This window comes from Gordonia sp. SID5947 (assembly GCF_009862785.1).
In the GTDB taxonomy this organism is placed as follows: domain Bacteria; phylum Actinomycetota; class Actinomycetes; order Mycobacteriales; family Mycobacteriaceae; genus Gordonia.
Map to the genome: position 1 here is coordinate 2,244,467 of NZ_WWHU01000001.1, position 21,905 is coordinate 2,266,371.

At 66.6% G+C, this 21,905-nt stretch carries 19 protein-coding genes and 2 pseudogenes; 10 read left to right on the top strand and 11 right to left on the bottom strand.

The genetic code is table 11. The features are described from left to right. Positions 1–19: 19 nt before the first annotated feature. The 4 genes from dusB (at position 20) to GTV32_RS23130 (ending at position 4,648) form a co-directional block, all read left to right on the top strand. Positions 20–1,171 carry a tRNA dihydrouridine synthase DusB gene (dusB, locus tag GTV32_RS10405; RefSeq protein ID WP_343287282.1) on the top strand — a complete coding sequence of 384 codons (1,152 nt, stop codon included), beginning with the start codon at positions 20–22 and terminating at the stop codon, positions 1,169–1,171. Between the two features lie 156 nt (positions 1,172–1,327). Continuing rightward, positions 1,328–3,457, top strand: a complete 2,130-nt coding sequence (locus GTV32_RS10410) for an LCP family protein (RefSeq protein ID WP_161060263.1) — start codon at positions 1,328–1,330, stop codon at positions 3,455–3,457. A 100-nt stretch (positions 3,458–3,557) separates the two neighbouring features. Then, positions 3,558–4,220, top strand: coding sequence for a phosphate signaling complex protein PhoU (gene phoU, locus GTV32_RS10415; RefSeq protein ID WP_161060264.1), 663 nt, complete (start codon positions 3,558–3,560; stop codon positions 4,218–4,220). 131 nt (positions 4,221–4,351) lie between these two features. Beyond that, a complete protein-coding gene (locus GTV32_RS23130; RefSeq protein WP_202422906.1) occupies positions 4,352–4,648 on the top strand; it encodes a hypothetical protein in 297 nt (98 codons plus the stop codon). A gap of 31 nt (positions 4,649–4,679) precedes the next feature. Here the strand turns inward: GTV32_RS23130 and pstB are convergent, their stop codons facing one another. The 4 genes and pseudogenes from pstB to pstS all read right to left on the bottom strand — a co-directional run bounded on the left by pstB (position 4,680) and on the right by pstS (position 8,670). Then, a complete protein-coding gene (gene pstB, locus GTV32_RS10420; protein ID WP_161060265.1) occupies positions 4,680–5,456 on the bottom strand; it encodes a phosphate ABC transporter ATP-binding protein PstB in 777 nt (258 codons plus the stop codon). 66 nt (positions 5,457–5,522) lie between these two features. Next, positions 5,523–6,425: a phosphate ABC transporter permease PstA gene (gene pstA / locus GTV32_RS10425; protein WP_161060266.1), complete on the bottom strand. Its 903-nt coding sequence runs from the start codon at positions 6,423–6,425 to the stop codon at positions 5,523–5,525. Position 6,426: 1 nt separating this feature from the next. Then, a pseudogene (gene pstC, locus GTV32_RS10430) lies at positions 6,427–7,466 on the bottom strand (phosphate ABC transporter permease subunit PstC). A gap of 121 nt (positions 7,467–7,587) precedes the next feature. After that, entirely contained in the window at positions 7,588–8,670 is a 1,083-nt protein-coding gene (pstS, locus tag GTV32_RS10435; RefSeq protein ID WP_161060267.1) for a phosphate ABC transporter substrate-binding protein PstS, read from the bottom strand. Between the two features lie 222 nt (positions 8,671–8,892). Here pstS and GTV32_RS10440 point away from each other — a divergent pair. After that, positions 8,893–9,764 (top strand): annotated as a pseudogene (locus GTV32_RS10440) (alpha/beta fold hydrolase). Positions 9,765–9,783: 19 nt separating this feature from the next. Here GTV32_RS10440 and mshD read toward each other — a convergent pair. Together mshD and GTV32_RS10450 are read right to left on the bottom strand one after the other, a co-directional pair. Beyond that, entirely contained in the window at positions 9,784–10,704 is a 921-nt protein-coding gene (gene mshD, locus GTV32_RS10445; protein ID WP_343287283.1) for a mycothiol synthase, read from the bottom strand. After that, on the bottom strand, positions 10,682–11,476 hold the full coding sequence (locus GTV32_RS10450) for a response regulator transcription factor (protein WP_161060269.1): 795 nt from the start codon (positions 11,474–11,476) through the stop codon (positions 10,682–10,684). The genes mshD and GTV32_RS10450 overlap by 23 nt, the downstream gene beginning before the upstream one ends. A gap of 144 nt (positions 11,477–11,620) precedes the next feature. On the opposite strand from GTV32_RS10450, the gene GTV32_RS24020 reads away from it, so the two are divergent. The 4 genes from GTV32_RS24020 (at position 11,621) to GTV32_RS10465 (ending at position 14,156) form a co-directional block, all read left to right on the top strand. Then, positions 11,621–12,196 carry an LmeA family phospholipid-binding protein gene (locus tag GTV32_RS24020; RefSeq protein ID WP_343287284.1) on the top strand — a complete coding sequence of 192 codons (576 nt, stop codon included), beginning with the start codon at positions 11,621–11,623 and terminating at the stop codon, positions 12,194–12,196. Further along, positions 12,187–12,540 carry an LmeA family phospholipid-binding protein gene (locus tag GTV32_RS24025; protein ID WP_343287285.1) on the top strand — a complete coding sequence of 118 codons (354 nt, stop codon included), beginning with the start codon at positions 12,187–12,189 and terminating at the stop codon, positions 12,538–12,540. The genes GTV32_RS24020 and GTV32_RS24025 overlap by 10 nt, the downstream gene beginning before the upstream one ends. Positions 12,541–13,008: 468 nt before the next feature. Further along, entirely contained in the window at positions 13,009–13,848 is an 840-nt protein-coding gene (locus GTV32_RS10460) for a sulfurtransferase (RefSeq protein ID WP_161060270.1), read from the top strand. A gap of 2 nt (positions 13,849–13,850) precedes the next feature. Continuing rightward, entirely contained in the window at positions 13,851–14,156 is a 306-nt protein-coding gene (locus GTV32_RS10465) for a DUF1416 domain-containing protein (RefSeq protein WP_161060271.1), read from the top strand. A gap of 72 nt (positions 14,157–14,228) precedes the next feature. On the opposite strand, the gene GTV32_RS10470 is transcribed toward GTV32_RS10465, so the two are convergent. Further along, on the bottom strand, positions 14,229–14,678 hold the full coding sequence (locus GTV32_RS10470; RefSeq protein WP_161060272.1) for an SRPBCC family protein: 450 nt from the start codon (positions 14,676–14,678) through the stop codon (positions 14,229–14,231). A gap of 167 nt (positions 14,679–14,845) precedes the next feature. Between GTV32_RS10470 and GTV32_RS10475 the strand changes: the two genes are divergently transcribed. After that, on the top strand, positions 14,846–15,496 hold the full coding sequence (locus tag GTV32_RS10475; protein ID WP_161060273.1) for an FABP family protein: 651 nt from the start codon (positions 14,846–14,848) through the stop codon (positions 15,494–15,496). Positions 15,497–15,508: 12 nt separating this feature from the next. Here GTV32_RS10475 and GTV32_RS10480 read toward each other — a convergent pair whose 3' ends face one another. The 4 genes from GTV32_RS10480 to cydB all read right to left on the bottom strand — a co-directional run bounded on the left by GTV32_RS10480 (position 15,509) and on the right by cydB (position 21,894). After that, positions 15,509–16,837 (bottom strand): hypothetical protein, encoded by a 1,329-nt coding sequence (locus tag GTV32_RS10480; RefSeq protein WP_161060274.1) that lies wholly within the window; start codon positions 16,835–16,837, stop codon positions 15,509–15,511. Positions 16,838–17,322: 485 nt separating this feature from the next. Next, a complete protein-coding gene (gene cydC, locus GTV32_RS10485) occupies positions 17,323–19,083 on the bottom strand; it encodes a thiol reductant ABC exporter subunit CydC (protein ID WP_343287286.1) in 1,761 nt (586 codons plus the stop codon). Beyond that, positions 19,073–20,815, bottom strand: a complete 1,743-nt coding sequence (gene cydD / locus GTV32_RS10490) for a thiol reductant ABC exporter subunit CydD (RefSeq protein WP_161060276.1) — start codon at positions 20,813–20,815, stop codon at positions 19,073–19,075. The genes cydC and cydD overlap by 11 nt, the downstream gene beginning before the upstream one ends. Then, positions 20,812–21,894, bottom strand: coding sequence for a cytochrome d ubiquinol oxidase subunit II (gene cydB / locus GTV32_RS10495; RefSeq protein ID WP_161060277.1), 1,083 nt, complete (start codon positions 21,892–21,894; stop codon positions 20,812–20,814). The genes cydD and cydB overlap by 4 nt, the downstream gene beginning before the upstream one ends. Between the last annotated feature and the right edge of the window lie 11 nt (positions 21,895–21,905).

The window sequence follows — 21,905 nt, forward strand, 5'->3', positions numbered from 1 at the left end:
CTCCGCGGGCGCCGGTTCGGTGTCGTCTGGTCGTCCCCTGAACATCGGGTCCATCGAACTCGCCAGCCCGGTGGTGTTGGCACCCATGGCGGGTGTCACCAACGTCGCTTTCCGTACGTTGTGCCGAGAGCTCGAGCTCGCCCGCACCGGCACGGTATCCGGGCTCTACGTGTGCGAGATGGTCACTGCGCGTGCGCTCGTCGAGCGCCACCCGGTCACGATGCACATGACCACCTTCGGCCCCGACGAGTCCCCACGGTCGATGCAGCTCTACACCGTCGATCCGGAGAACACCTACGCCGCGGCCAAGATGATCGCCGACGAGAACCTCGCCGATCACATCGACATGAACTTCGGTTGCCCGGTCCCCAAGGTGACCCGCAAGGGTGGCGGATCGGCGATTCCCTACAAGCGCAACCTGTTCCGACGGATCGTCGCGGCCGCGGTGCGCGCCACCGAGGGCACCTCGATCCCCGTGACAGTGAAGTTCCGGATCGGCATCGACGACGAGCACCACACGCATCTCGACGCCGGACGTATCGCAGCCGCCGAGGGCGCCCAGGCCGTCGCCCTGCATGCCCGCACTGCGTCGCAGCGCTATTCGGGAACCGCGGATTGGGATGAGATCGCCCGGCTCAAAGAGCATGTGACCGACGTTCCGGTCCTCGGCAACGGTGACATCTTCGAGCCCGCCGATGCCGTCGAGATGATGCGCCGCACCGGTTGCGACGGTGTGGTGATCGGCCGCGGCTGCCTCGGCCGACCCTGGTTGTTCGCCGAACTCGCTGCCGAATTGAACGGATTCGAGGCGCCAGCCGCCCCGGATCTCGGAGAAGTGGCACAGATCATCGTCCGGCACGGTGAGCTGCTCTCGGCACATCATGGCGAGGGCAAGGGCATGCGAGAGATCCGCAAGCATGTCGCCTGGTATCTGCGAGGTTTCCCGGCCGGATCAGATCTGCGCAATCGCCTGGCGCTGGTCAACACCCTCGATGAACTGCGCGAACTCGTCGGCACGCTCCCGGCAGACGCCCAGTTCCCGGCCGACGGGCACGGGCCGCGCGGTCGTCAGGGATCGCCTGCGAAGGTCGCACTCCCCGACGGCTGGCTCGACGATCCGGACGAGGACATCGTTCCCGACGGCGCCGAGATCATGCATTCGGGCGGCTGAGCGGGGAAAGCAAACCGCCACGCGGTAGCTGAGACATGTTCTCAGGTGCAATCAGTAATATGACTCGAGGTTCTGCATGCGCGGAGCCATGTCATGGTGCGCCGTATCAGCCCATCGGCGGTGTCACCGGAAGTTCGGGGTTCAAGGGAATGTCAGTTGAGTCGTAAGTCATCGGGACCGGACGAGCCGTCCGACGAAGGCAGTACGCCTCGTCGTAGCCGGCGGGCCGGGCGCACCGGTGGTGCCAACGACTTCAAGGAGATGTTCGGCGAACCACCGGTGAACGGCGGACCCACACACGGCGCACTCCACGAGCCGCGCGGTACCGATCGCTACGTCCGCGGTCGCACCCGGCTCACCGTCCGTGAGCTGATGGAACAGATGAACGCGGCCGGCGGCGACGCACCGCAGCCGTCCGATCGTCCACAGCAGGGGCAGGCCAGACGGCGGCCGCCCAAACGTTCGCCGGAGCCACAGCCGCCCGCCGACGAGAACCCCACCACCGTCCATCGGTTCGACGACCTCGACGAGGTCCCCAACGCGAACGATGTCACCCAGAAGATCCCGACCATCCGCGCCGAGGCGGCCGACGTCGACGTCGACCTCTCGGACGACGCGACGCGGGAGCGGGTCACCGAAGAGTCGCGCGGGCAGGGCAGCCGCGCCCGGCCGTTGCAGCCGACTCCCGATCTCTCCGACACCATCCCGCCGCGGTCGCGCCCGTTCCGGCATCCCGGACCGGAGGACCGTCGGCGAAACCTCAGCCGCAACGTCACCGTCACCGGCCGGGTCATGGTCGCAGTCGCCTGCGTGATGGCGCTCATCGGTACCGGTTTCGTCTGGGGCTATCTGCAGTCGTGGGATGGCAACTGGAAGACCATCAATGCGGTCAACCCGGACGATTCGAACATCCGCAAGAAAGACGCCCAGTACGGCGACGAGAACTACCTCATCGTGGGAACCGACACCCGGACGGGTAAGAACGGCAAGGTCGGCGCCGGCACCACCGCCGACGCCGAGGGCGCGCGATCGGACACCGTGATCCTGGTCAACGTGCCGGCCAATCGCAGCCGTGTGGTCGCCGTCTCGTTTCCCCGCGATCTCCAGGTCGACCGCCCCGAGTGCCAGCAATGGGACAACACCGCGGGCACCTACGGCGACGCGATACCGCCCGAGACCGGCGTGAAGCTCAACAGCCTGTATGCCAGCGGCGGACCGAAGTGCCTGGTGCAGGCGATCACCCAGATGAGCGGCCTGAACATCAACCACTTCATCGCGATGGACTTCTACGGTTTCGAGAAGGTCGTCAAGTCGGTGGGCGGCGTCGACGTCTGTTCCACCGCCCCGCTCTACGATTACGAACTCGGCCAGATCCTCCGGAAGCCCGGAAAGCAGAAGCTCAGCGGACGCCGGGCCCTGAACTACGTCCGCGCACGCAACATCGCATCCGAGGGCACCGGTGACTACGGCCGCATCAAGCGACAGCAGCTGTTCATGTCGTCGCTGCTGCGGGCCACGCTGTCGGGCAACGTGTTGTCGAACCCGAACAAGCTGAACGGCATCGTCAACACCTTCATCGAGTACAGCTTCGTCGATGGTGTCGACACCCGCTCGCTGCTCAATCTCGCCGAGTCGATGCAGGGCATCGAAGCGGGCCGCGTCACGTTCCTGACCATCCCGACATCGGGCACCACGACCGACGGTCTGAACAACGAGATCCCGCGGACCGAGGCCATCAACGCGATCTTCAACTCGATCATCGACGACGACCCGCTTCCCGGCGAGAAGGCCAAGAAGCAGAAGTCGAGTTCCGCCAGCAAGAAGGCATCGAGCAGTTCGTCCGGGCCGTCCACCGAGGCCGCACCGACCAAGTTGTCGGCGACCGCGCAGAGCCCGGGCAACGTGGGAGTGCGCGTGCTCAACGGCACCACCCGCAGCGGCGTCGCGTCGGAGACCTCCGACCAGCTGGTGTCGCAAGGATTCGATGTCCGTGGTGTCGCCGACGCCTCGGAGAACCGTGACGAGACCGTCATCCGCTACGGCGCAGGCGAGCAGGATTCGGCGGCCACTCTCGCGACGATGTTCCCCGGCGCATCGATCCAACTCGACCCGAACGTGAAGTCGGGCGTCGAAGTGATCCTCGGTTCGAATTTCGACGGCTCGCTGGACTCGCCCCCTGCTTCCGGCAGCACCATCTCGGTGGAGCAGCTCCCGGCGGTGTCGGCATCGTCGGGACTGCCGAACGATCTCGCGGTGACCAACGCGGGCGACGCCACGTGCTCCTGACCTGCACAAAATAGGACAAATCCGAAACGCACCACCCGTTCACGGTGTGTTCATCCGCGGTCGCGGGGTACGGGTCGCTCGACCAAGTATCCTGGACGTTATGCGTACCGCGTACCTCGAGCAGCTCGACCTGCTCAATTCGATTCTCGGCGAGATGTGCGATCTCGCCGGCGCCACCATGGCGCGCGCCACTCAGGCACTACTCCAGGCCGATCTCGCCGTCGCCGAGGAAGTCATCACCGACAACGACCGGATGAACGAGTTGTCGACCCGCGCCGAGGAGCAGGCGTTTGCGCTGCTGGCGCTGCAGGCCCCGGTCGCCGGTGACCTACGCGGGATCGTCAGTGCATTCCAGATCGCTGCGGATGTCGACCGGATGGGTGCACTCGCCCTGCATGTGGCGAAGGTGGCGCGCCGTCGCCACCCGGCCAAGGCGCTCCCCGAGGAGGTCAACGGCTACTTTGCCGAGATGGGCCGGCTCGCGGTGCAGCTCGCGGAGACCGCGCGCGAGGTCCTGACCACTCAGAACCCGGAGGAAGCGGTCCGTCTGCAAGAGGACGACGACGCGATGGACGATCTCCACCGGCACCTGTTCACGGTGCTGATGGATCGTGAATGGAGCCACGGGGTCGCCGCTGCTGTCGATGTGACCCTGCTCGGGCGGTATTACGAGCGCTTCGCCGACCACGCCGTGCTCATCGGACGCCGGGTGGTGTTCCAGGCCACCGGGCAGACACCGGAGCAGTTCCTCGAGGTCTCCTGACGGAGAGGTCGAGGAGATCTCCCACGCGGTCCGGATGCGATCCGGACCGCGTTTTTTCTGTCGTGAGATGCCGCTCACCTGCGGCGGCGCAGAATTTCGTGACCCCGCCGACCCGACGCTAGGGTGGCGACATGGCTCAGCATCCCTCTGCGGAACGAGACTTCGACCCGAGCACCGGGAGCGCAGCGAGCGGGCTCCGATCCAGTACGAGCGCCGGGAGCGTAGCGAGCGGGCTCGGATTCGGTGCGGGCGCCGGGAGCGTAGCGAGCGGGCTCCGATCCAGTACGAGCGCCGGGAGCACAGCGAGCTTCTCGCCGGTCACCGACGATGAGCAGGCCGCCGCGGCACACCGACGGCAGATCCTCAGCTATCTGGGTTTCACCCTCGCGCTGATCGCCCTGCTGATCATCCTGTTGTTGAGCATGTGACAGCCGGTATTCCGGCTGCCGGTGTACCGGCTCAGCCGAAGCGGCCCGAGATGTAGTCCTCGGTCTCCTGCTTGAGCGGGCTGGAGAACATCGTCTCGGTGTCGTTCAGCTCGACGAGCTGACCCGGCTGGCCGATACCTTCCAGGTTGAAGAATGCGGTCTGATCGCTGACGCGGGCCGCCTGCTGCATGTTGTGGGTGACGATGACGATCGTGTACTCCTTCTTGAGCTCACCCATCAGGTCCTCGATCGCCAACGTCGAGATGGGATCGAGCGCCGAACACGGCTCGTCCATCAGCAAGACATCCGGCGACACCGCGATCGCCCGCGCGATGCAGAGTCGCTGCTGCTGACCACCGGACAGCCCACCGCCGGGCTTGTCGAGTCGATCCTTCACCTCGTCCCACAGATTGGCGCCGCGCAGACTGCGCTCGGCGACCTCGTCGAGCTGGGCCTTGTTCCGCAAGCCCTGAAGCTTCAGACCGGCCACCACGTTGTCGCGAATCGACATGGTGGGAAACGGGTTCGGGCGCTGGAAGACCATTCCGATGGTCGCGCGGACGCTGACCGGGTCGACGCCCTTGGCATAGATGTCCTCGCTGTCGAGGAGCACCTTGCCGGTCGCGTACGCGCCGGGGGTCACCTCGTGCATGCGATTGAGCGTGCGCAGCACCGTCGACTTGCCGCAGCCCGACGGGCCGATGAAGGCGGTGATGCAACGCGGCGGAACCTCCAGCGTCACATCCTTCACCGCGTGGAATGCGCCGTAGTAGATGTTGAGGTCTTTGATGTCGAGGCGCTTTGCCATTGTCTCTATCCGTTCTCGCGGTGGAGGCGCTCCGCTCACCGGTGAGCGTGAAGGCGCCTCGAAGGGTCAGGAGGTCTTGGGGGCGAACAACTTCGCCACGGCTTTGGCACCGAAGTACACGATCGCGACCAGGATGACCAGGGTCAGCGCCCCACCCCACACCTTGTCGAGGGCGCCGGGACCGTTGTTGTACTGCTGCACCATCATCAGCGGGAGCGATTCCTGGTTGCCCGCGAAGGGATTCCAGTTCAACGCCCGTGTCGAGCCGACCAGGATCAGCACGGGCGCGGATTCACCCATGACACGCGCGATTGCCAACATCACGCCGGTGACGATGCCCGACAGCGCCGTCGGGAGGACCACTCGCGCGATGGTCTTCCACTTCGGGATGCCCAACGCATAAGACGCCTCTCGCAGGTCCTGCGGGACGATCTTCAGCATCTCCTCGGTTGCGCGCACCACCAACGGCACCATCAGGAGCACCAGCGCGAGCGAGACGACGAAGCCCATTCGCGGGAGTCCGAGCGACGTGCGCCAGACCGCGTAGATGAACAGTGCGGCCACGATCGACGGGACACCGGACAGGATGTCGACCATGAAGGTCGTGGTGCGGGCGAGGAAAGACTTGCCGTTGCTGTACTCGACCAGGTAGATCGCCACGAAGATGCCGAGCGGGACGGAGATCACCGCGGCCAGAGCGGTCTGCACGAGCGTGCCGACTATCGCGTTGGCTGCGCCGCCCCGGCGTTCGGCGGCAGTCCACCACTGCGGGTCCAGAATGGGTTCGATCCCCCGGGCGACGAGCGTGACGACCAGCCACACCAGAGGCACCAGAGCGATCAACAACGCCAGCGAGACGAGGATCTTCGTTGCCTGGTTGACGACCTTGCGTCGGCCGGCCACCGGCTGAAAACCGGACCGGTGACGTTTGACCGGTTCACTCGGCCGTGTATCGAGGGTCACGGACATGTCACTTGTTCCTCCGGGTGACCACCGCGCGGGCGGCGGCATTGACGACGAACGTCAGCACGAACAGGGCCAGGCCGGCCGAGATGTAGGCGCCGGTCTTCGCCGGTGAATCGAACTCGGCGGCGTTGTTCGCGATCTTCGTCGCGAAGGTCTCGCCACTCTCCATCAGGTTGAAGTCGATCGGACCGGCGGTGGAGATGATCAGCAGCAGCGCCATCGTCTCGCCGAGCGCCCGGCCGAGGCCGAGCATGCCGCCGCTGATGTAACCGGACAACCCGAACGGGAGCACCGCGACGCGCACGACCTCCCACTTGGTTGCACCGAGCGCCAGCGCGGCCTCGCGGTGGCCGACCGGCGTCTGCATGAACACCTCACGGGTCACCGCGGTGATGATCGGCAGGATCATGATGCCCAGCACGATGCCGGCGGTGAGCATCGTCCCGCCCGTCGACATGTTCGCGATCTGGGACGGCTGCTGGAAGAACGGGAGGAAGCCCAGGTTGTCGACCAGCCAGTTGTTGACCGGGACCAGCGCGGGCCCGAGGACCAGGATGCCCCACAGGCCGTACACGATGGACGGGATCGCGGCCAGGAGGTCGACGGTGTACGTGATCGGTCCGACAAAGCGCTTCGGTGCGTACTCCGTGACGAATATCGAGATCCCCAATGCGACAGGCATGGCCAGCAGCAGTGCGATCACCGACACCACGACGGTGGCGTAGAAGAGTTGCGGGATACCGAACTTCAGCTCGGAGCCGGTGGTGACCCACTCCCCTGATACGTGAAGAAGTTCGCGGTGTTCTTGGCAAGCGACGGAATCGCTTGGGCGAGAAGGAAGAGCGCGATCAGCGCGATGACGACGGAGACCAGCACACCCGACCCGACCGAGAGGGTACGGAAAATCTGATCGCCGAGCCTGCTGTGCTTGGCCGTCGTGAGATCACCGGGTTGCTGCGCCTCGGGTGGGAGGTCCGGTGATGGCGCCGTGCCCAGCGGACCACCCTCGGCGTGCTCGCCCTGGTTCTGGCTGAGTGAGGTCATGCGTCCTTCTGGTTCTGCTCTGGTCATCGCGCCACTTCCGAGATCGTGGATCGGCCTAGTGTCTCAACCGTGGTCGCGGGGCCGCAAACGCTCCGGCCCCGCGACCACGGTGATGTGAGACTCAGGAGTTCTGACCGCCCGAGCCGCCGCCCAGACTGTCGACAGTGCCCTGCAGGGTCGCCTTGTAGGCGTCCGGCAGCTGCACGTACCCGATGTCGGCGAGGCCATCCTGACCCGAGTTCAGGATGGTGGTGAACGCATCCTTGAGGGTCGAGCTGATGTTCTCGTCGGAGTAGCCCGTGGAGCACACGATCTCGTAGGTGGTCAGCAGCAACGGGTAAGCGCCGGCAGTCTTCGACGCGAAGAGTGCGTCGGTGTCCACCACGAGGTCCTTGCTGCCCGGCTGCTTGAACTTGACCGAGTCGAGGGCCTTGCCGGCCGTCTCGGAGGTCAGCGCGACCGGACCCGCACCGAAGTCGACCTTGGCGACACCCAGATTGTTCTCGGTCGCGAAGCCCCACTCGACATAGGTGATCGAACCCGGGGTCTTCTTGACGGTGTCGCCGACGCCCGTCGACTTGGACGCGGCCGAGCCGCCCTTGCCCTGGAATTCTTTGCTGTGCTCGTACGGCCAGGCCTGGGGCGCCGATGCCTGCAGGAACCGCTGGAAGTTGTCGGTGGTGCCCGAGCTGTCACTGCGGTGGACCGGCACGATGTTCTCGGCAGGCAGGGTCACGCCGGGATTGAGCGCCGCGATCGCGGGGTCGTTCCACTTGGTGATCTTCGAGTCGAAGATGCCGGCCAGAACCGTCGAGTTCAGGGTGAGGTTGTCGACACCGTCGACGTTGTAGGCGACGGCCACCGGACCGGCGACCAGCGGGATGTGCCAGGCGTCGTTGCCGTTGCAACGTTCCTTTGCCGCGGTGACCTCATCGGGCTTGAGCGCCGAATCCGATCCGGCGAAGTCGACATCGCCCGCGATGAACTTCTTGATGCCGTCGCCCGAGCCACTGCCCGTGTAATCCATCACGATGTCGCCGTTGTCGGTCAACACATCGCTGAAGTGCTCCATCGCCTTCTGCTGGGCTGTCGAGCCCTCGCCGCCGATCGTCGTGGTGTCCCCGCCACTACTGCATGCGCTGACCAAGGCGACCATTGCAATGGTCGATACCGCTGCCAACGCACCGTTCCGATTGATCTTCACCGCTACTCGTGCCTTTCGATCGAATGACTCCGTTATCCCGGAGTGTCCGAATTGACGCTAGGCGGGGCTGGTGGACTGATCACCGACACCAGATGAACGCAGGGTGAATTGGCCGGACCGTGGTCCGATACGGCCATATCGCCCGCGCGAGGCAAGACCGGTAGGGTCGGCGGGTGACCCGGAGTGCCGGACATCAGACCGACTGCGTGGGGAGCGACGTCCGTGACGAACGAGTACAAACATCTCGACCTGCACGGTGACCGAGTCGCATTTCGTGATGTCGGCGCCGGCGACACGTTACTGCTCATCCACGGCATGGCAGGCAGCTCGGCCACCTGGGATGCGGTGATCCCCGCACTGTCCCGGCGGTATCGCGTCATCGCCCCGGATCTTCCCGGACACGGTCGGTCGGACAAGCCACGCGGTGACTATTCGTTGGGCGCGTTCGCGGCGTTCTTGCGTGATCTGCTCGACGAGCTCGGGATCCACACGGTGACGGTCATCGGCCAGTCCCTCGGCGGCGGGTGGCGATGCAGTTCACCTATCAGCACCCCGACTACTGCGAGCGCCTCGTGTTGATCGGCAGCGGCGGGCTGGGTCCCGACGTCAACTGGATGCTGAGAATGCTGGCTGCCCCCGGCGCCGAACTCATCCTCCCGGTGATCGCGCCGAAACCCGTTCTGCGGGTGGGCGAGACCGTACGCTCCTGGGCCGCCTCGGCAGGCATCCGTTCACCGCGAGCCGATCAGACGTGGCGCGCTTACGCCTCGTTGTCGGATGCCGCGACGCGTCGGGCCTTCCTGCGAACGCTGCGTGCGGTCGTCGATCACCGCGGCCAGGCCGTCAGCGCGCTGAACCGCCTGTACCTCAACGCCGAGTTGCCGACGCAGCTGATCTGGGGCGACAAGGACAACATCATCCCGGTGGCACACGGAATCGCGGCGCACGAGGCCATCCCGGGGAGCCGACTCGAAATCCTCCCGGGCGTCGGGCACTATCCGCACGCCGAGGCGCCCGATGAGGTCGTGCGAATCCTGGACGACTTCCTCACCGACACACCGGCACGGACGCGGAAGTACGGTATCGGCAGTTGACGCCGCGGGATCGTGGACGTCACCCGTAGGCGACGTCGATCGCGTACCTCGTGAAGCCGAGCCGCTCGTATGTGTGCAGTGCGGCAGCGTTGTCGCCCTCCACATAGAGCTCCACCTCGCCGATACCGAGAGCGGCGAGATGATGCAGTCCCGCCAGGGTCAGCAGCCGACCGAGGCCGCGCCCCTGGGCTGCGGGATCGACCCCGACGATGTAGACCTCCCCCAGGCTCGGGTCATGCACCTTGGTCCAATGGAAGCCGAGCAACCGGTCCGGGTCCCCCGCGTCGGATGCGAGGAACAGCCCCTTCGCGTCGAACCAATCGCTGCGGACCCGCTCGGTGATCTGCGCCTGCGTCCATCCCCCCTGTTCGGGATGCCAGTCGAACGCGGCATTGTTGACCCGCAGGATCTCCGCGTCGTCGGCGGCGCCCGCGTAGGTGCGCAACACGGTCTGGTCGTCGATCTCGAGCGGCGGGAGTGCGTCGCCGGCCGGCGGGAGCGGTCGCCGGAGTTGCATCAATTCGCGTCGACGCGCGAGACCTATACTCGCCGCGAGCGCCACCGCACCCGGGAGGTCGCCGTGTGCCCAGACCCGCGGCGCCGGATCGGCGGTGATCTCGCGTGCCACGTCGAAAGCCGCGGCGAGCAGCGAGCGGCCGTACCCCTGCCGACGGCGGGTCGGATCGACCACCGCCTCGATCATCGCCGGCTCGCCCGACCGTCCGGCGATCACGTTGGCATAACCCGCGGTCGAGACCAGGTGACGGACACCCTGTTCCGATCCTGACTCGATGGCCGTCACCGACTGTTCGGAAAGCGGGGCGACACCGTCGGCGTCGGTCGCGGACCTCACCAGCCCGCGCGCGAAGTCGGCGGTCTCGGGCGTCAGCCGGTCGACGACCGTGGGCTCGGCGCCGTCAGTTCCCGTTTGTGGTGGCACTGAACTCCTCGTCGAGCGGTCCGTCGAAGTCATCGGCATCGAATCCGTCTGCCCCGTCGGGCATCACGTCGACCGAGGTGTCGGGTTCGGCCGACCCCCTACCGCGGTTCGGGCGGACCGCTTTGTACCCGACATTGCGTACCGTACCGATCAGGGATTCGTGTTCGCTGCCCAGCTTTGCGCGGAGGCGGCGGACGTGGACGTCGACAGTACGGGTACCGCCGAAGAAGTCATATCCCCAGACCTCCTGCAGGAGTTGAGCTCTGGTGAAAACGCGACCGGCATTCTGGGCCAGGTACTTGAGGAGTTCGAACTCCTTGTAGGTCAGATCCAGTGGGCGGCCGCGCAGCCGGGCCGTGTAGGTGCCCTCGTCGATGATCAGCTCGCCGAGGGTGACCTTGCCACTCGCCTCCTCGGTCGTCATACCGCGAGTACGCACCACCAGCAACCGCAGACGGGCGTCGAGTTCGGCAGGTCCGGTGCCGGGCAACAGGAATTCGTCGAGCCCCCAGTCGGCATTCACCGCGACGAGCCCGCCCTCGGTGAGCACCGCCGCCACCGGCGCGGCCGACCCGGTGCTGCCGAGCAACCGGCAGAGTCCGCGGGCCGCAGCGAGATCCGTGCGGGCGTCGACGATCGCGACGTCGGCGTTGCCCGCCTCCATCAGAGAGGAGACCTCGGTCGGCGCCACGCGCACGGTGTGTGCGAGAAGCGACAGGGACGGCAGTACTGCCTCTGGATTCGGATCGGCTGTCAACAATAAGAGATCCATGAGCACTCCGATCTCGTCGTTCCCCGACCCGTGGACACCCGTTCCCGACCCCACGTGCGGACCGGTCCGGCACTGCTCACGCGGCCGACGGTTTGTTTACGCCGCCTTACCAACGTGTGCGCGATAGGTGACAGAATAGCGCCAATGTCGCGTTCCGCTGTTAACAAGGCGTCCGGGGGAGGCCGACAGCATGAATCCCGGCGCCGCCACGAACACCGGTACCGGGGGCGCCGGATTCTGGGTGTCGGCATCGTCGGGGTGGTCGTCGTCGCGCTCGTGTTGCTCCTGACCGACACCGTCGCGGCCATGCGTACCGAACACGATTTCTCCCGTGCTTTGGTCACGTCACCTCGTCTCACCTATGAGCCCGAGGTCACCATCAGCGGTTTTCCGTTCCTGGCCGACGCGCGCACAGGAGACTTCGCCGGCGCGGTGATCACTGCCCGCGGCGTCCCGGTCGACTGCGCTTCGCCGGCCGGCTGTCGTGCCGAACTCGGCGCGACCTTGGGCTCGTGGTCGGCTCCGAACGGCTTCGACATCGAGTCGGGTGACTTATTGCACACTTCCTCGATGGAGGCCTACACCCGGCTGGATTCGGTGAACCTCGGACGCATGCTCGGCATCCTCGACCTGACCGTCAACACCCCGGCCCCGGAGGACAAAGCCGGGGCGGCGGCCCGGGTGACGGTCTGCTCACCAGGACGTCGGGGGTGTTGCTGACCGGAACCGTCCCCCTGCCCCCGATCGCCACCGACACCCGGATACCGCCGTCGGCGTCGGCGTATCCGGGCCCGAAGGTGAAGGTCAGCGTCGTCGTGGATCTCTCCGTCGTCAACGGACGCCTGCGCATCTCTGCGACGGACTTCTATCGAGGGCCCGAGGAGCACGTCGACGCCGAGATCGCCGACGAGCTCCGCGGGTATGTCCTCTCCCGGTTCACCGCGACGCTCCCACCCATGCCGCTCCCCTGGCAGACGACGGCCACCGAGGCCCACAGTGAGGGCAGCGACGTTCTCCTGGCCGGTGAGCGAGGGCCTGCCGATCTCGTCCCGCGCGATTTCTGACCCACGCCCACATCGCCTACCGGGCACCCGGACTCGCCGCACGATCGGCGAAGCTGTGCGCCCGGTCGACGAGTTTGTGTGCCCGGTCGACGAAGACTTGCGCACGATCGACGAGTTCGTGGGTCCGCTCGGCGACGATGCGGGAGGGGTTTGAGGACGCCGCTGACTGCTGTGTACCCTCGTTGGCATGCAACTGCGCCGTGAGTTCATGCTCACTCGCCGTCGTGCGATCGACTTCTGTCGCGTCGCCGATTGTTGCTGTCGTTAGTCTCCCGAACGCGGCGCTGTCGGCGCGTTCATCTGACGATGGTGGCCGGTGCGGTTCTTTGCATCTCTGACCTCTCGCGTCTCATCCGGACATCACTCGGGTGACCGAACCAATCCGCGACGAATCTCCCGGTCGGCATCATCGGCGTTCCACATCTCTCTCCACCAAAATGTCCACATGTATCTGGGAAGGACCCCACCATGGCACGTTCCGACGTCCTGGTCAGCGCCGATTGGGCTGAGCAGAACCTCAACACCGACGGAATCGTCTTCGTCGAGGTCGACGAGGACACCTCCGCCTACGACGGCGGCCACATCGCCGGCGCCGTGAAGGTCGACTGGAAGACCGACCTGCAGGATCCGGTCCGCCGCGACTTCGTCGACGCCGAGCAGTTCTCCAAGCTGCTGAGCGAGCGGGGCATCGCCAACGACGACACCGTCGTCCTCTACGGCGGCAACAACAACTGGTTCGCCGCCTACGCCTACTGGTACTTCAAGCTGTACGGCCACAACGACGTCAAGCTCCTCGACGGCGGCCGCAAGAAGTGGGAGCTCGACGGCCGCCCGCTGTCGACCGACGCGGTGAGCCGTCCGGCCACCACCTACAAGGCCGCCGAGCCGGATCTGACCATCCGCGCGTTCCGTGACGAGACCGTCGCGGCCATCGGCAACAAGAACCTCGTCGACGTGCGCAGCCCAGACGAGTTCTCCGGCAAGATCCTCGCACCGGCTCACCTCCCCCAGGAGCAGAGCCAGCGTCCCGGCCACATCCCCGGCGCCATCAACGTGCCGTGGAGCAAGGCCGCAAACGAGGACGGCACGTTCAAGAGCGACGAGGACCTCGCCGAGCTGTACTCCGAAGCCGGTCTGGACGGCGAGAAGGAGACCATCGCCTACTGCCGCATCGGCGAGCGTTCGAGCCACACCTGGTTCGTGCTGAAGGAACTCCTCGGCCACCAGAACGTGAAGAACTACGACGGCAGCTGGACCGAATACGGCTCGCTGGTCGGCGTGCCCGTCGAGCTCGGAGAAGGAAAGTAATCATGTGTGCTGCACCCAAGCAAGGGCAGAAGCTGCCCGCCGGCGTCGACGTCGAGAAGGAGACCGTCCTCACCGGGCAGGTCAACGACTCCGAGGGCACGCCGGTGGCCGGCGCGTTCGTCCGGCTGCTCGACTCGACCGGTGAGTTCACCGCCGAGGTCGTCGCCAGCCCGACCGGCGATTTCCGCTTCTTCGCCGCTCCCGGCACGTGGACGCTGCGCGCGCTGTCCTCGGTCGGCAACGGCGACGTGACGATCTCGCCGGAGGGCCCCGGCGTCCACGAGCACGACATCGTGGTCAAGAAGTAGTTCGTTCCACACGACCGAAGGCCCCTGGGGTTCGTCCCCGGGGGCCTTCGTCGTCGACGTGGTGGCCGTCCGTCAGCCATTCTCCGCGATGCCGGCGAGCCGGTCGATCGACGACCGCAACCGGTCGGGCGTTGTCGCCCGCGCCCGCGCAAGACGGGAGGGATCGTGCAGATCCGTCCAGTCGTAGGTGTGGGTCACCAGCGTCGAGGTGTCACCGTCTGGCTCGAGTTCCCACCGCCACAGGTGGCCGACGGGTTCGGCACCCTCTTCGGCGGGCTTCCAGGCGATCAGACGGCCTTCCTCGAATTCGACGACATGGTTCTCCCGTACCGCTCCGTTCGTGAGGGTCATCGCGAACACCTCGCCGACCGCGGTCACGCGCCCACCCGGCGCCGCGTCGGACAGGTTGTCATTGCCGTCCCACTCGGGCTGCCGAGCCGGGTCGGCGATCAGCTCGAAGATGCGTGCGGCCGGGGCGACGATCCGCCGGCTCGCCGTCGAGATGCGCTGTTCATCGCTCATGCCTCCATCCAAGCACCGCCGCACACGAACCTCGGGTCGATGGCCGCCGAACTCGCGCGCTAAACTCTGCGCGTGGTCATTTTCTTCGAGATCCTGCTGATTCTGGCGTCGATCCTGATCGCCTGGTTCGGTGTCTACGTCCTCTACCGTCTGATCAACGACGAGTCGTGACCCGACCTGCGGATCAACCGGACGGCGCACCGCGCCGGTCCGGCGACGACGCGATCAACCAGGCCGCCGAGCGTGCCCGCGAGACCGCGGACCGCAACCTTCCCGAGTGGGGCGAGCTGCCGCTCCAGCACGACACCGCCAATCTGCGCCTGGGCGCAGATCTGCATTCCGGCCTGCTGGCGCTCTTACCGATGGTCGGGGTCTGGCAAGGCGAGGGCGAGGGCAACGATCCTGACACCGGCGAGGACTACCACTTCGCCCAGCAGATCATCGTCAGTCATGACGGCCAGAACTTTCTCAACTGGCAGGCCCGCTCGTGGGTGATCGACGACGATGCACGTTTCGTCGGTCCCGATCTGCGTGAGACCGGGTTCTGGCGGATCGGCGACGACGACACGATCGAACTGCTGCTGGCTCATGCGGAGGGATCGATCGAGCTGTTCTATGGTCAGCCCCTGAACCAGACGTCGTGGGAACTCGCCACCGACGTGGTCATCAGAGCAGATTCCGGGCGTCGCACCGGCGGCGCAAAACGGCTGTACGGGCTCGTCGAGGACGGCGACCTCGCTTACGTCGAAGAACGCGTCGACGCCGATGGCGACCTCATCCCACGTATGTCGGCCAAGCTCCGCCGCTACGTAGGCTGACGGCGCCGGTTCTCACACCGTGGCCCGCCGCAGCCACCGACGCCGATCCGACCACGCCAGGTAGAGGTTCTTCTTGGGGACGGCGCTGTAGACCACAGTTCCGAGCATGATCACGACCGACCCGTAGTTGGTCGCCGTCCCCGGCTTCCCACGCGTACCCGGGATCACCGCACCCGACGACGCGAAACTCGCCGACCGGCCCGGCCGACTGTCCACCCGCTCACCGACGACGGAGAACACCTGTCCGGTGTCGGCGTCCGCGCAGACCGGGAAGGTCATCCGGCTGCCCGCCGTCACCTCGGCGACGACACGCTCGCCATCACGGTTGTAGATCACCGCGATCGCCTCGTCACCGGTGTTGCGGATCGTCATCCGATCCGCCCCCGCCCGGTACTGGTAGGTCACACCACTCGCCTCGGGGTCGAGATGGATCTGCTGCGGATAGCCGCAATCCCAGTCGGCGCTCCACGGGGTCAGGTAGTGGTAGTCGAGGTGATCACGCCGCGACGGAATCGGCAGGACGCTCGGCATCAGCTCGCCGCCGCGGAGCCACATGACGCCCAACAACGTGGGGCTGCAATCGGTTCGCGGCGCCTGCACGTAGCAGACGACGTCCCCCGGCGGAACCGGGACCGATTCACCTGGGCGTGCGATCACCAGGTCGAGCGGACCATCGATACCGACGGTCAGTACCGCCACCTGGCTGTCGCCGCGATTGTGGATCGCCACCTCGCCGTCGATGCGCGTGTGGTGGACGCCGTGGGCGAACGGATCGGCGAACACGAACTGCGGGGCGGTCGGCGCGCCGAAATCGATGTCGCCCGGCTTCCAGTAGACATCCTCCGGATCGGCTGCGGACCAGTCGACCTCGTCCGGGACGGGACCGTCGAGGGTGAACAGCGGTTCGGTGCTCTCGGGATCACGCCCACAGACGATCTGTCCGACTAGGACCGGCCGCCCCCCGGCCCGGGCCGCCTGCAAGATGTGCGACTCGGCGACGGGAAGGTCGACCGATGACCCGACCGGCAGATGTGTGAACACAGTTCCGTCGGTGCTCGGCAGTTCGGGCGTGGACAGCACACCGAGCTCGTGGGCGCCACGGTTGTGGAGGACCAGTTGGTCGGACCCCGACGTGTGCGAATAGGTGAGACCCGAGACATGGCCGGTGGTCCAGGTGGCCGCGCCGTCGTTGGTCCAGTCCGGATCGTCGGGGGTCAGGAAGCGCGCGCGGACCTCGCCGTCCACGTGGTCGGCGACGATCTCGTGCGGAAGCGGCACGGGCATCCGGGGCACGCTCGACGCGTCGTGTTCGGCTGCCACCTGGGCAAATGTCGCGGTCATGTCGGTCTCCCTCGCCGAAAGAGTTTCGGTCGCCTGCAGTTCGTGTCGCGACCCGGTTCGGATGGGTCGGGCCTGATCGGTGTCGATCACGGTCTGATGTCGAGTTCACGCCAGAGTGGCTGCATGAGCACGAGTAGTCGACTACTTGAATTACCGATCGAGTTCACGGTGACGCGCGTTACACAGGTCGGGACCGCCTGGAGTCATCCGAGCGCAAAGGGCCCGGGACGGAAACGACCCCCGTACCGCCCGTCAGCGGGGCCGAACCGATCGGACTCGATCGGGGTACGGGGGTCGGGTGACCATCTGGGATTCGCCGGCACGGCGGGTGCGGCCTGTCGGCGCACTCCCGTGGCAGTGAATGCCACGATCCGCGCTAGCGGATGGTCACCTCACGTGTCCAATAGTCATACAACTTCGAACCACCTCCTTCCTCGTGTACAGCCGAAGATACGCTTGCCCGTGACGCCGCGGCAACGTCTTTTTCATCGGGCCGCGACGGGTTCGACCTCGAGAACCGCACAGCTCGGATTGACCATCGAAAAATCGTGCACCCCAACGTGATGCGTGACGATCACGACGATCTTGGACGGTCCGAACAGTCCGCCTTCGGTGGCGACGAGCCTGCGCAGGAGCTCTCGCGCGTCGTCGGCGTCGAGATGCTCGGTCGGCTCGTCGAGCAGTACGACCGGCGCCGGGTGCAACAACGCCCGGGCCAGGAGCAGCCGCCGACGCTGACCGCCGCTGACCGCATCGGCCCCGCCGGTCAGGGCTGTGTCGATACCGTCGGGCAACCCCGCGATCCACGTCCCGAGGCCCACCGTGTCGAGAGCGGCCGACAGCTCGGCGTCGTCGGCGTCGCCTCGGGCCACCAGGAGGTTCTCCCGGACCGTGGTGGAGAAGACGTGTCCCTCCTCGGCGACGTAGCAGACCGCCGAGCGCAGATCGACCGGATCACCGTCGGCATCGGTGCAGGCGACGGTGCCCTTGCGGGCGTCCAGGAGCCCCGCAAGGCTCAGCATCAGCGCCGATTTCCCTGCTCCACTCGGCCCGACCACCACCATCCGTGCACCCGGCGGCAGACGGAAGGACACGCCATCGGCCGGACCGAGAACCTTCGTCGACGACCATCCCCACCGCAGCGCCTCGACGTCGATCGTCACCGGATCCCGGTGGATGACGCGATCCCACGGCCCCTCGTCGGGGCCGGGTTCGGGCAGACCTGCGCCGTCGACCAGTGCCATGACCCGGGCGGCGCTCTGCCGGCTGCGCTCGATCTGGACACCCGCCTCGGTGAGCGGACCGGTCGATTCGAAGGCCGAGAGCGGCAGCAGGATGAGGACGCCGAGGATCATCGGAGTGAGCCCCTCGCCTGAGGCCACCGACGCCAACGAACCCGGCACCGACGACGCGAAACCGATGCCGATCAGGCATGCGGCGAGCAACGAGGCCCCCATGGCCAGCGGTGTCGCCGCAGCGGCCGCGGCCTCATGACGCAATCCTCGATCAGCTGCGGCCAGCGCCTCGGTGTCGGCGGCCCGGGCACCGGCGAGGACGTGCTCGCGGCGCCGCGCGACGGTCAGTTCCGGCGCATGCCAGAGCGCGGCGAGCGCCGCCTCGGAAGCGCGGGTCGCGGCATCCGAGGAGTCACCGATCGATCGCGCCGAACCGCGCGCGGCAAGCCACGGCGCGACGACCCCGCTGACGACCAACGCGACCGCGAGGATCAGCGCCGCCCACCACGACACGAAGGCCATGATGACCACCGCCGCGACGCCGGTGATCGCGCCGACGACGATCGGGATCACCCCACGGATCAGAGCGTTGCCGATCTCGTCGATGTCGTCGCCGGTGCGGGCCAGCAGGTCGCCCCGCCGCAGTGTCACCGAATATGCGGGCGCCCCGGTGGCTAGCCTGCGGTAGACGCGTTCGCGTGCCGTCGCCATCGCCCCCAGGGCGAGGTCGTGTGTCGCCAGGCGTTCGAGGTACCGGAAGACGCCCCGCGAGATCCCGAGCGCGCGTACCGCGGTGATCGCCACCGACAGGTAGAGGACCGGGGGCATCTGCCAGGCACGCGTGATCAACCACGCAGACAGGGCCGCCAGTCCCAACGCGGACAGCGATCCGCCCACACCCAACAGGACCGACCGCACCAGCGGCCGGCCGCGTAACCCGAGAAAGGCGAAGGCCCGCCGCAAGGGATCGGGCCGCCGGTCGGCGTCGCGTTCATCGGCTTCACTGCGCACGGTGCCCCTCCCCCAGGTCGACGATGCGGTCGGCATGGGCCCGGGCGATCTGATGATGGGTCACCACCACCACCGTGTCACCCGCCCTTGCCCGCGCCGCGAGTGCTTCGAGCACTGCCGCCGCGGACCCTTCGTCGAGATGCGCGGTCGGCTCGTCGAGGAGAATGAGCGGCGACGGCGCGGCCAGTACCCGGGTGAGCGCGAGGCGCTGCCGCTGACCGGCGGACAGCCCGACCCCGCCCGCGCCGAGCACGGTCTCCGCACCCCGTGGCAGCTCGTCGATCACATTGTCGAAACCGGTTGCCTCGGCGGCACTCCGGAGCGCCGAGGGGTCGAGCGCGCCGAACAGTTCGAGGTTCTCCGTCACCGTCCCTGGGACGATCACCGGCAGCTGTGGCAGCCAGGCGATCTGCTCATGCAGTGCGGCCGGATCGAGTTCGGCGACCGAGATCGCACCGATCAGCACAGATCCCTCATCGGGTTCGATCAGACCCATGACGGCAAGCAGCGTTGTCGACTTGCCAACCCCGTTGGGTCCGGTCAGCATGGTCAGCGCGCCGGGGTCGATGCGTGCCGCGAGTCGATAGGGCGCCCACCCGTCGCGACCGTGGACACCGACATCGAGCAGTGTGATCTGTTGCCCGGCAACCGAACAGGTGCGATGGCCGGCACGCGGCAAGGCCGGGGCGCCTGCCGACTCGATCAGCTCGACGACCTCGTCTGCCGCCGCCACACCGTCGGCCGAGTCGTGGAACTGGGCACCGATCTGCCGGAGCGGGTGGTAGGCCTCCGGCGCGAGGATCAGCGCGAGAACCCCTGCGTACAAACTCATCTCGCCATAGACGAGACGTATGCCGATACCGACCGCCACCAGTGCCACACACAACGTCGCGAGCAGTTCGAGGACGGCACCGGACAGGAAGGCCACCCGCAGCGCCGACATCGTGGTGCGCCGGTGGGTACGTCCGAGCCGGGCGACTCGTTCGGCGGGGCCGCGCGACCGGTTCAGTGCCCGCAGCGTCGGTAGACCGGCGATCAGATCGAGCAACTGCGCGTTCAGACGGCTCATCGCCTGCAGTTTTCGATCGGTCCGGTCACGGGTCGTCAATCCGATCAGCACCATGAAGAGCGGTATCAACGGCAACGTGATCAGAATGGCCAGTGCCGACGGCCAATCGGTGACCGCGATCACGAGCACCACCGTCGGGGTGACGGTGAGGGTGACGATCAGCGCGGGAAGATAACCCGACAGATAGGGCGCGAGACTGTCGAGCCCGCGCAGCACGATGGTGCTCGCACGTTCTCGGGTCGCAAGGAGATCGCGGGGTGGCGTCGTCGCGGGGTCGGTGAGGACGTCGAGGGCACGAGCCCGCAACTGGGCGATCACCCGGGCGGACGCCCGTTGTGCATAACGGTCGTGCAGGTAGGTCGTCGCCACTCGTCCGGCCACCGCAGCCGCAAGCACGTACAGGTGAACCTGTTGGGCTGCAACCGATCGCCGACCCGGGTCGACGATGAGCTCGGACACGATCGAGGCCGCCATCGCCGCCGTGACGATGATCGCCACCACGGTGGCGAACGAGAAGGCCGCCGTGGCCACCACGTAACCGCGAGCGGCAGGCGAATGACGGAGCAGCCGGGGGTCGACCGGGCCCGTGCGCCGCGGCCGCGGGAGGCTGTCCGCGTCGGCCGGTTCGCCGGTGCTCGCAGCTGTGCTCGTCGGCCCCGTCATTCAGTCGGTACGCGCAGCGACGACAGACCACTCGGTGCCGGGATCTGCTCGACGGAGATCCGCTTACGGAAGACCCAGTAGCTCCACGCCTGGTAGCAGATCACCACCGGTGTGATGACGACTGCCGCCCAGGTCATGATCGTCAACGTGTAGTGGCTCGACGACGTGTTGTCGATGGTCAGGTTGTAGGCCGGATCTGTCGTCGACGGCATCACGTTCGGGTAGAGCACGGAGAACAAGGTGCCCACGGTCCCCGCGATGGCCACGCAGGTCGCGAAGAACGCGATGCCCTCACGGTGCACCTGGGTGGCAAGCACCATGACCACCGCGGCCACCGCAGCTATCACCACCGGAATCCAGGTCCAGCCTTCGCCGTACGCGAATTGGGTCCACAGCAGGAAGACAGCCGCGACCACCAGCGTCGGGATGGCCAGGCGTGAGGCGTATTTCATCGAATCCTCCCGCAGCACCCCACTCGTCTTCAGCGCCAGGAAAACGGCACCGTGCGTGAGAAAGGCCAGCAGCGTCGTCAGACCGCCGAGCAACGCATACGGGTTGAGCAGATTGAAAAAGCCCGCCGTGTATTGCGCATCGGCATCGATCGGAAGGCCGCGGACGACGTTGGCGAACGCGACGCCCCACAGAATGGCCGGTATCCAGGAACCGAGTCCGATGCCGACATCCGCCCACGCTCGCCACTTCGGATCGTTGATCTTGCCCCGCCATTCGATCGCGCACACGCGGGTGATGAGCCCGACCAGGATGAGGAACAGCGGCAGGTAGAAGGCCGAGAACATCGTTGCGTACCAGCCTCCGAACGCCGCGAAGATGGCGGCGCCGCCGGTGATCACCCACACCTCGTTGCCGTCCCACACCGGACCGATGGTGTTGAGGATCGCCCGGCGTCGCTTGTCCGGATCGGCGAGATCCCCCGACGGATCGACCTTCTCGTCACCGCCGGTGTGGCTGCGCCCCAGGAAGGGCATCAACATGCCGACCCCGAAGTCGAAACCCTCGAGCACGAAGTAGCCGACGAACAGCAACGCGATGATCAGAAACCAGAACTCCTGTAGACCCATCGGACGTCTCC

Excerpts from the sequence above, each read along its gene's own strand:
- GTV32_RS10465 (WP_161060271.1), top strand. The coding sequence starts at position 13,851 with ATGTGTGCTGCACCCAAGCAAGGGCAGAAGCTGCCCGCCGGCGTCGAC.
- GTV32_RS10470 (WP_161060272.1), bottom strand. The coding sequence starts at position 14,678 with ATGAGCGATGAACAGCGCATCTCGACGGCGAGCCGGCGGATCGTCGCC.
- GTV32_RS23130 (WP_202422906.1), top strand. The coding sequence starts at position 4,352 with ATGGCTCAGCATCCCTCTGCGGAACGAGACTTCGACCCGAGCACCGGG.
- pstB (WP_161060265.1), bottom strand. The coding sequence starts at position 5,456 with ATGGCAAAGCGCCTCGACATCAAAGACCTCAACATCTACTACGGCGCA.
- pstA (WP_161060266.1), bottom strand. The coding sequence starts at position 6,425 with ATGTCCGTGACCCTCGATACACGGCCGAGTGAACCGGTCAAACGTCAC.
- GTV32_RS10480 (WP_161060274.1), bottom strand. The coding sequence starts at position 16,837 with ATGACCGCGACATTTGCCCAGGTGGCAGCCGAACACGACGCGTCGAGC.
- GTV32_RS24020 (WP_343287284.1), top strand. The coding sequence starts at position 11,621 with ATGTCGCGTTCCGCTGTTAACAAGGCGTCCGGGGGAGGCCGACAGCAT.
- cydD (WP_161060276.1), bottom strand. The coding sequence starts at position 20,815 with ATGACGGGGCCGACGAGCACAGCTGCGAGCACCGGCGAACCGGCCGAC.
- cydB (WP_161060277.1), bottom strand. The coding sequence starts at position 21,894 with ATGGGTCTACAGGAGTTCTGGTTTCTGATCATCGCGTTGCTGTTCGTC.
- GTV32_RS10460 (WP_161060270.1), top strand. The coding sequence starts at position 13,009 with ATGGCACGTTCCGACGTCCTGGTCAGCGCCGATTGGGCTGAGCAGAAC.
- phoU (WP_161060264.1), top strand. The coding sequence starts at position 3,558 with ATGCGTACCGCGTACCTCGAGCAGCTCGACCTGCTCAATTCGATTCTC.
- GTV32_RS10450 (WP_161060269.1), bottom strand. The coding sequence starts at position 11,476 with ATGGATCTCTTATTGTTGACAGCCGATCCGAATCCAGAGGCAGTACTG.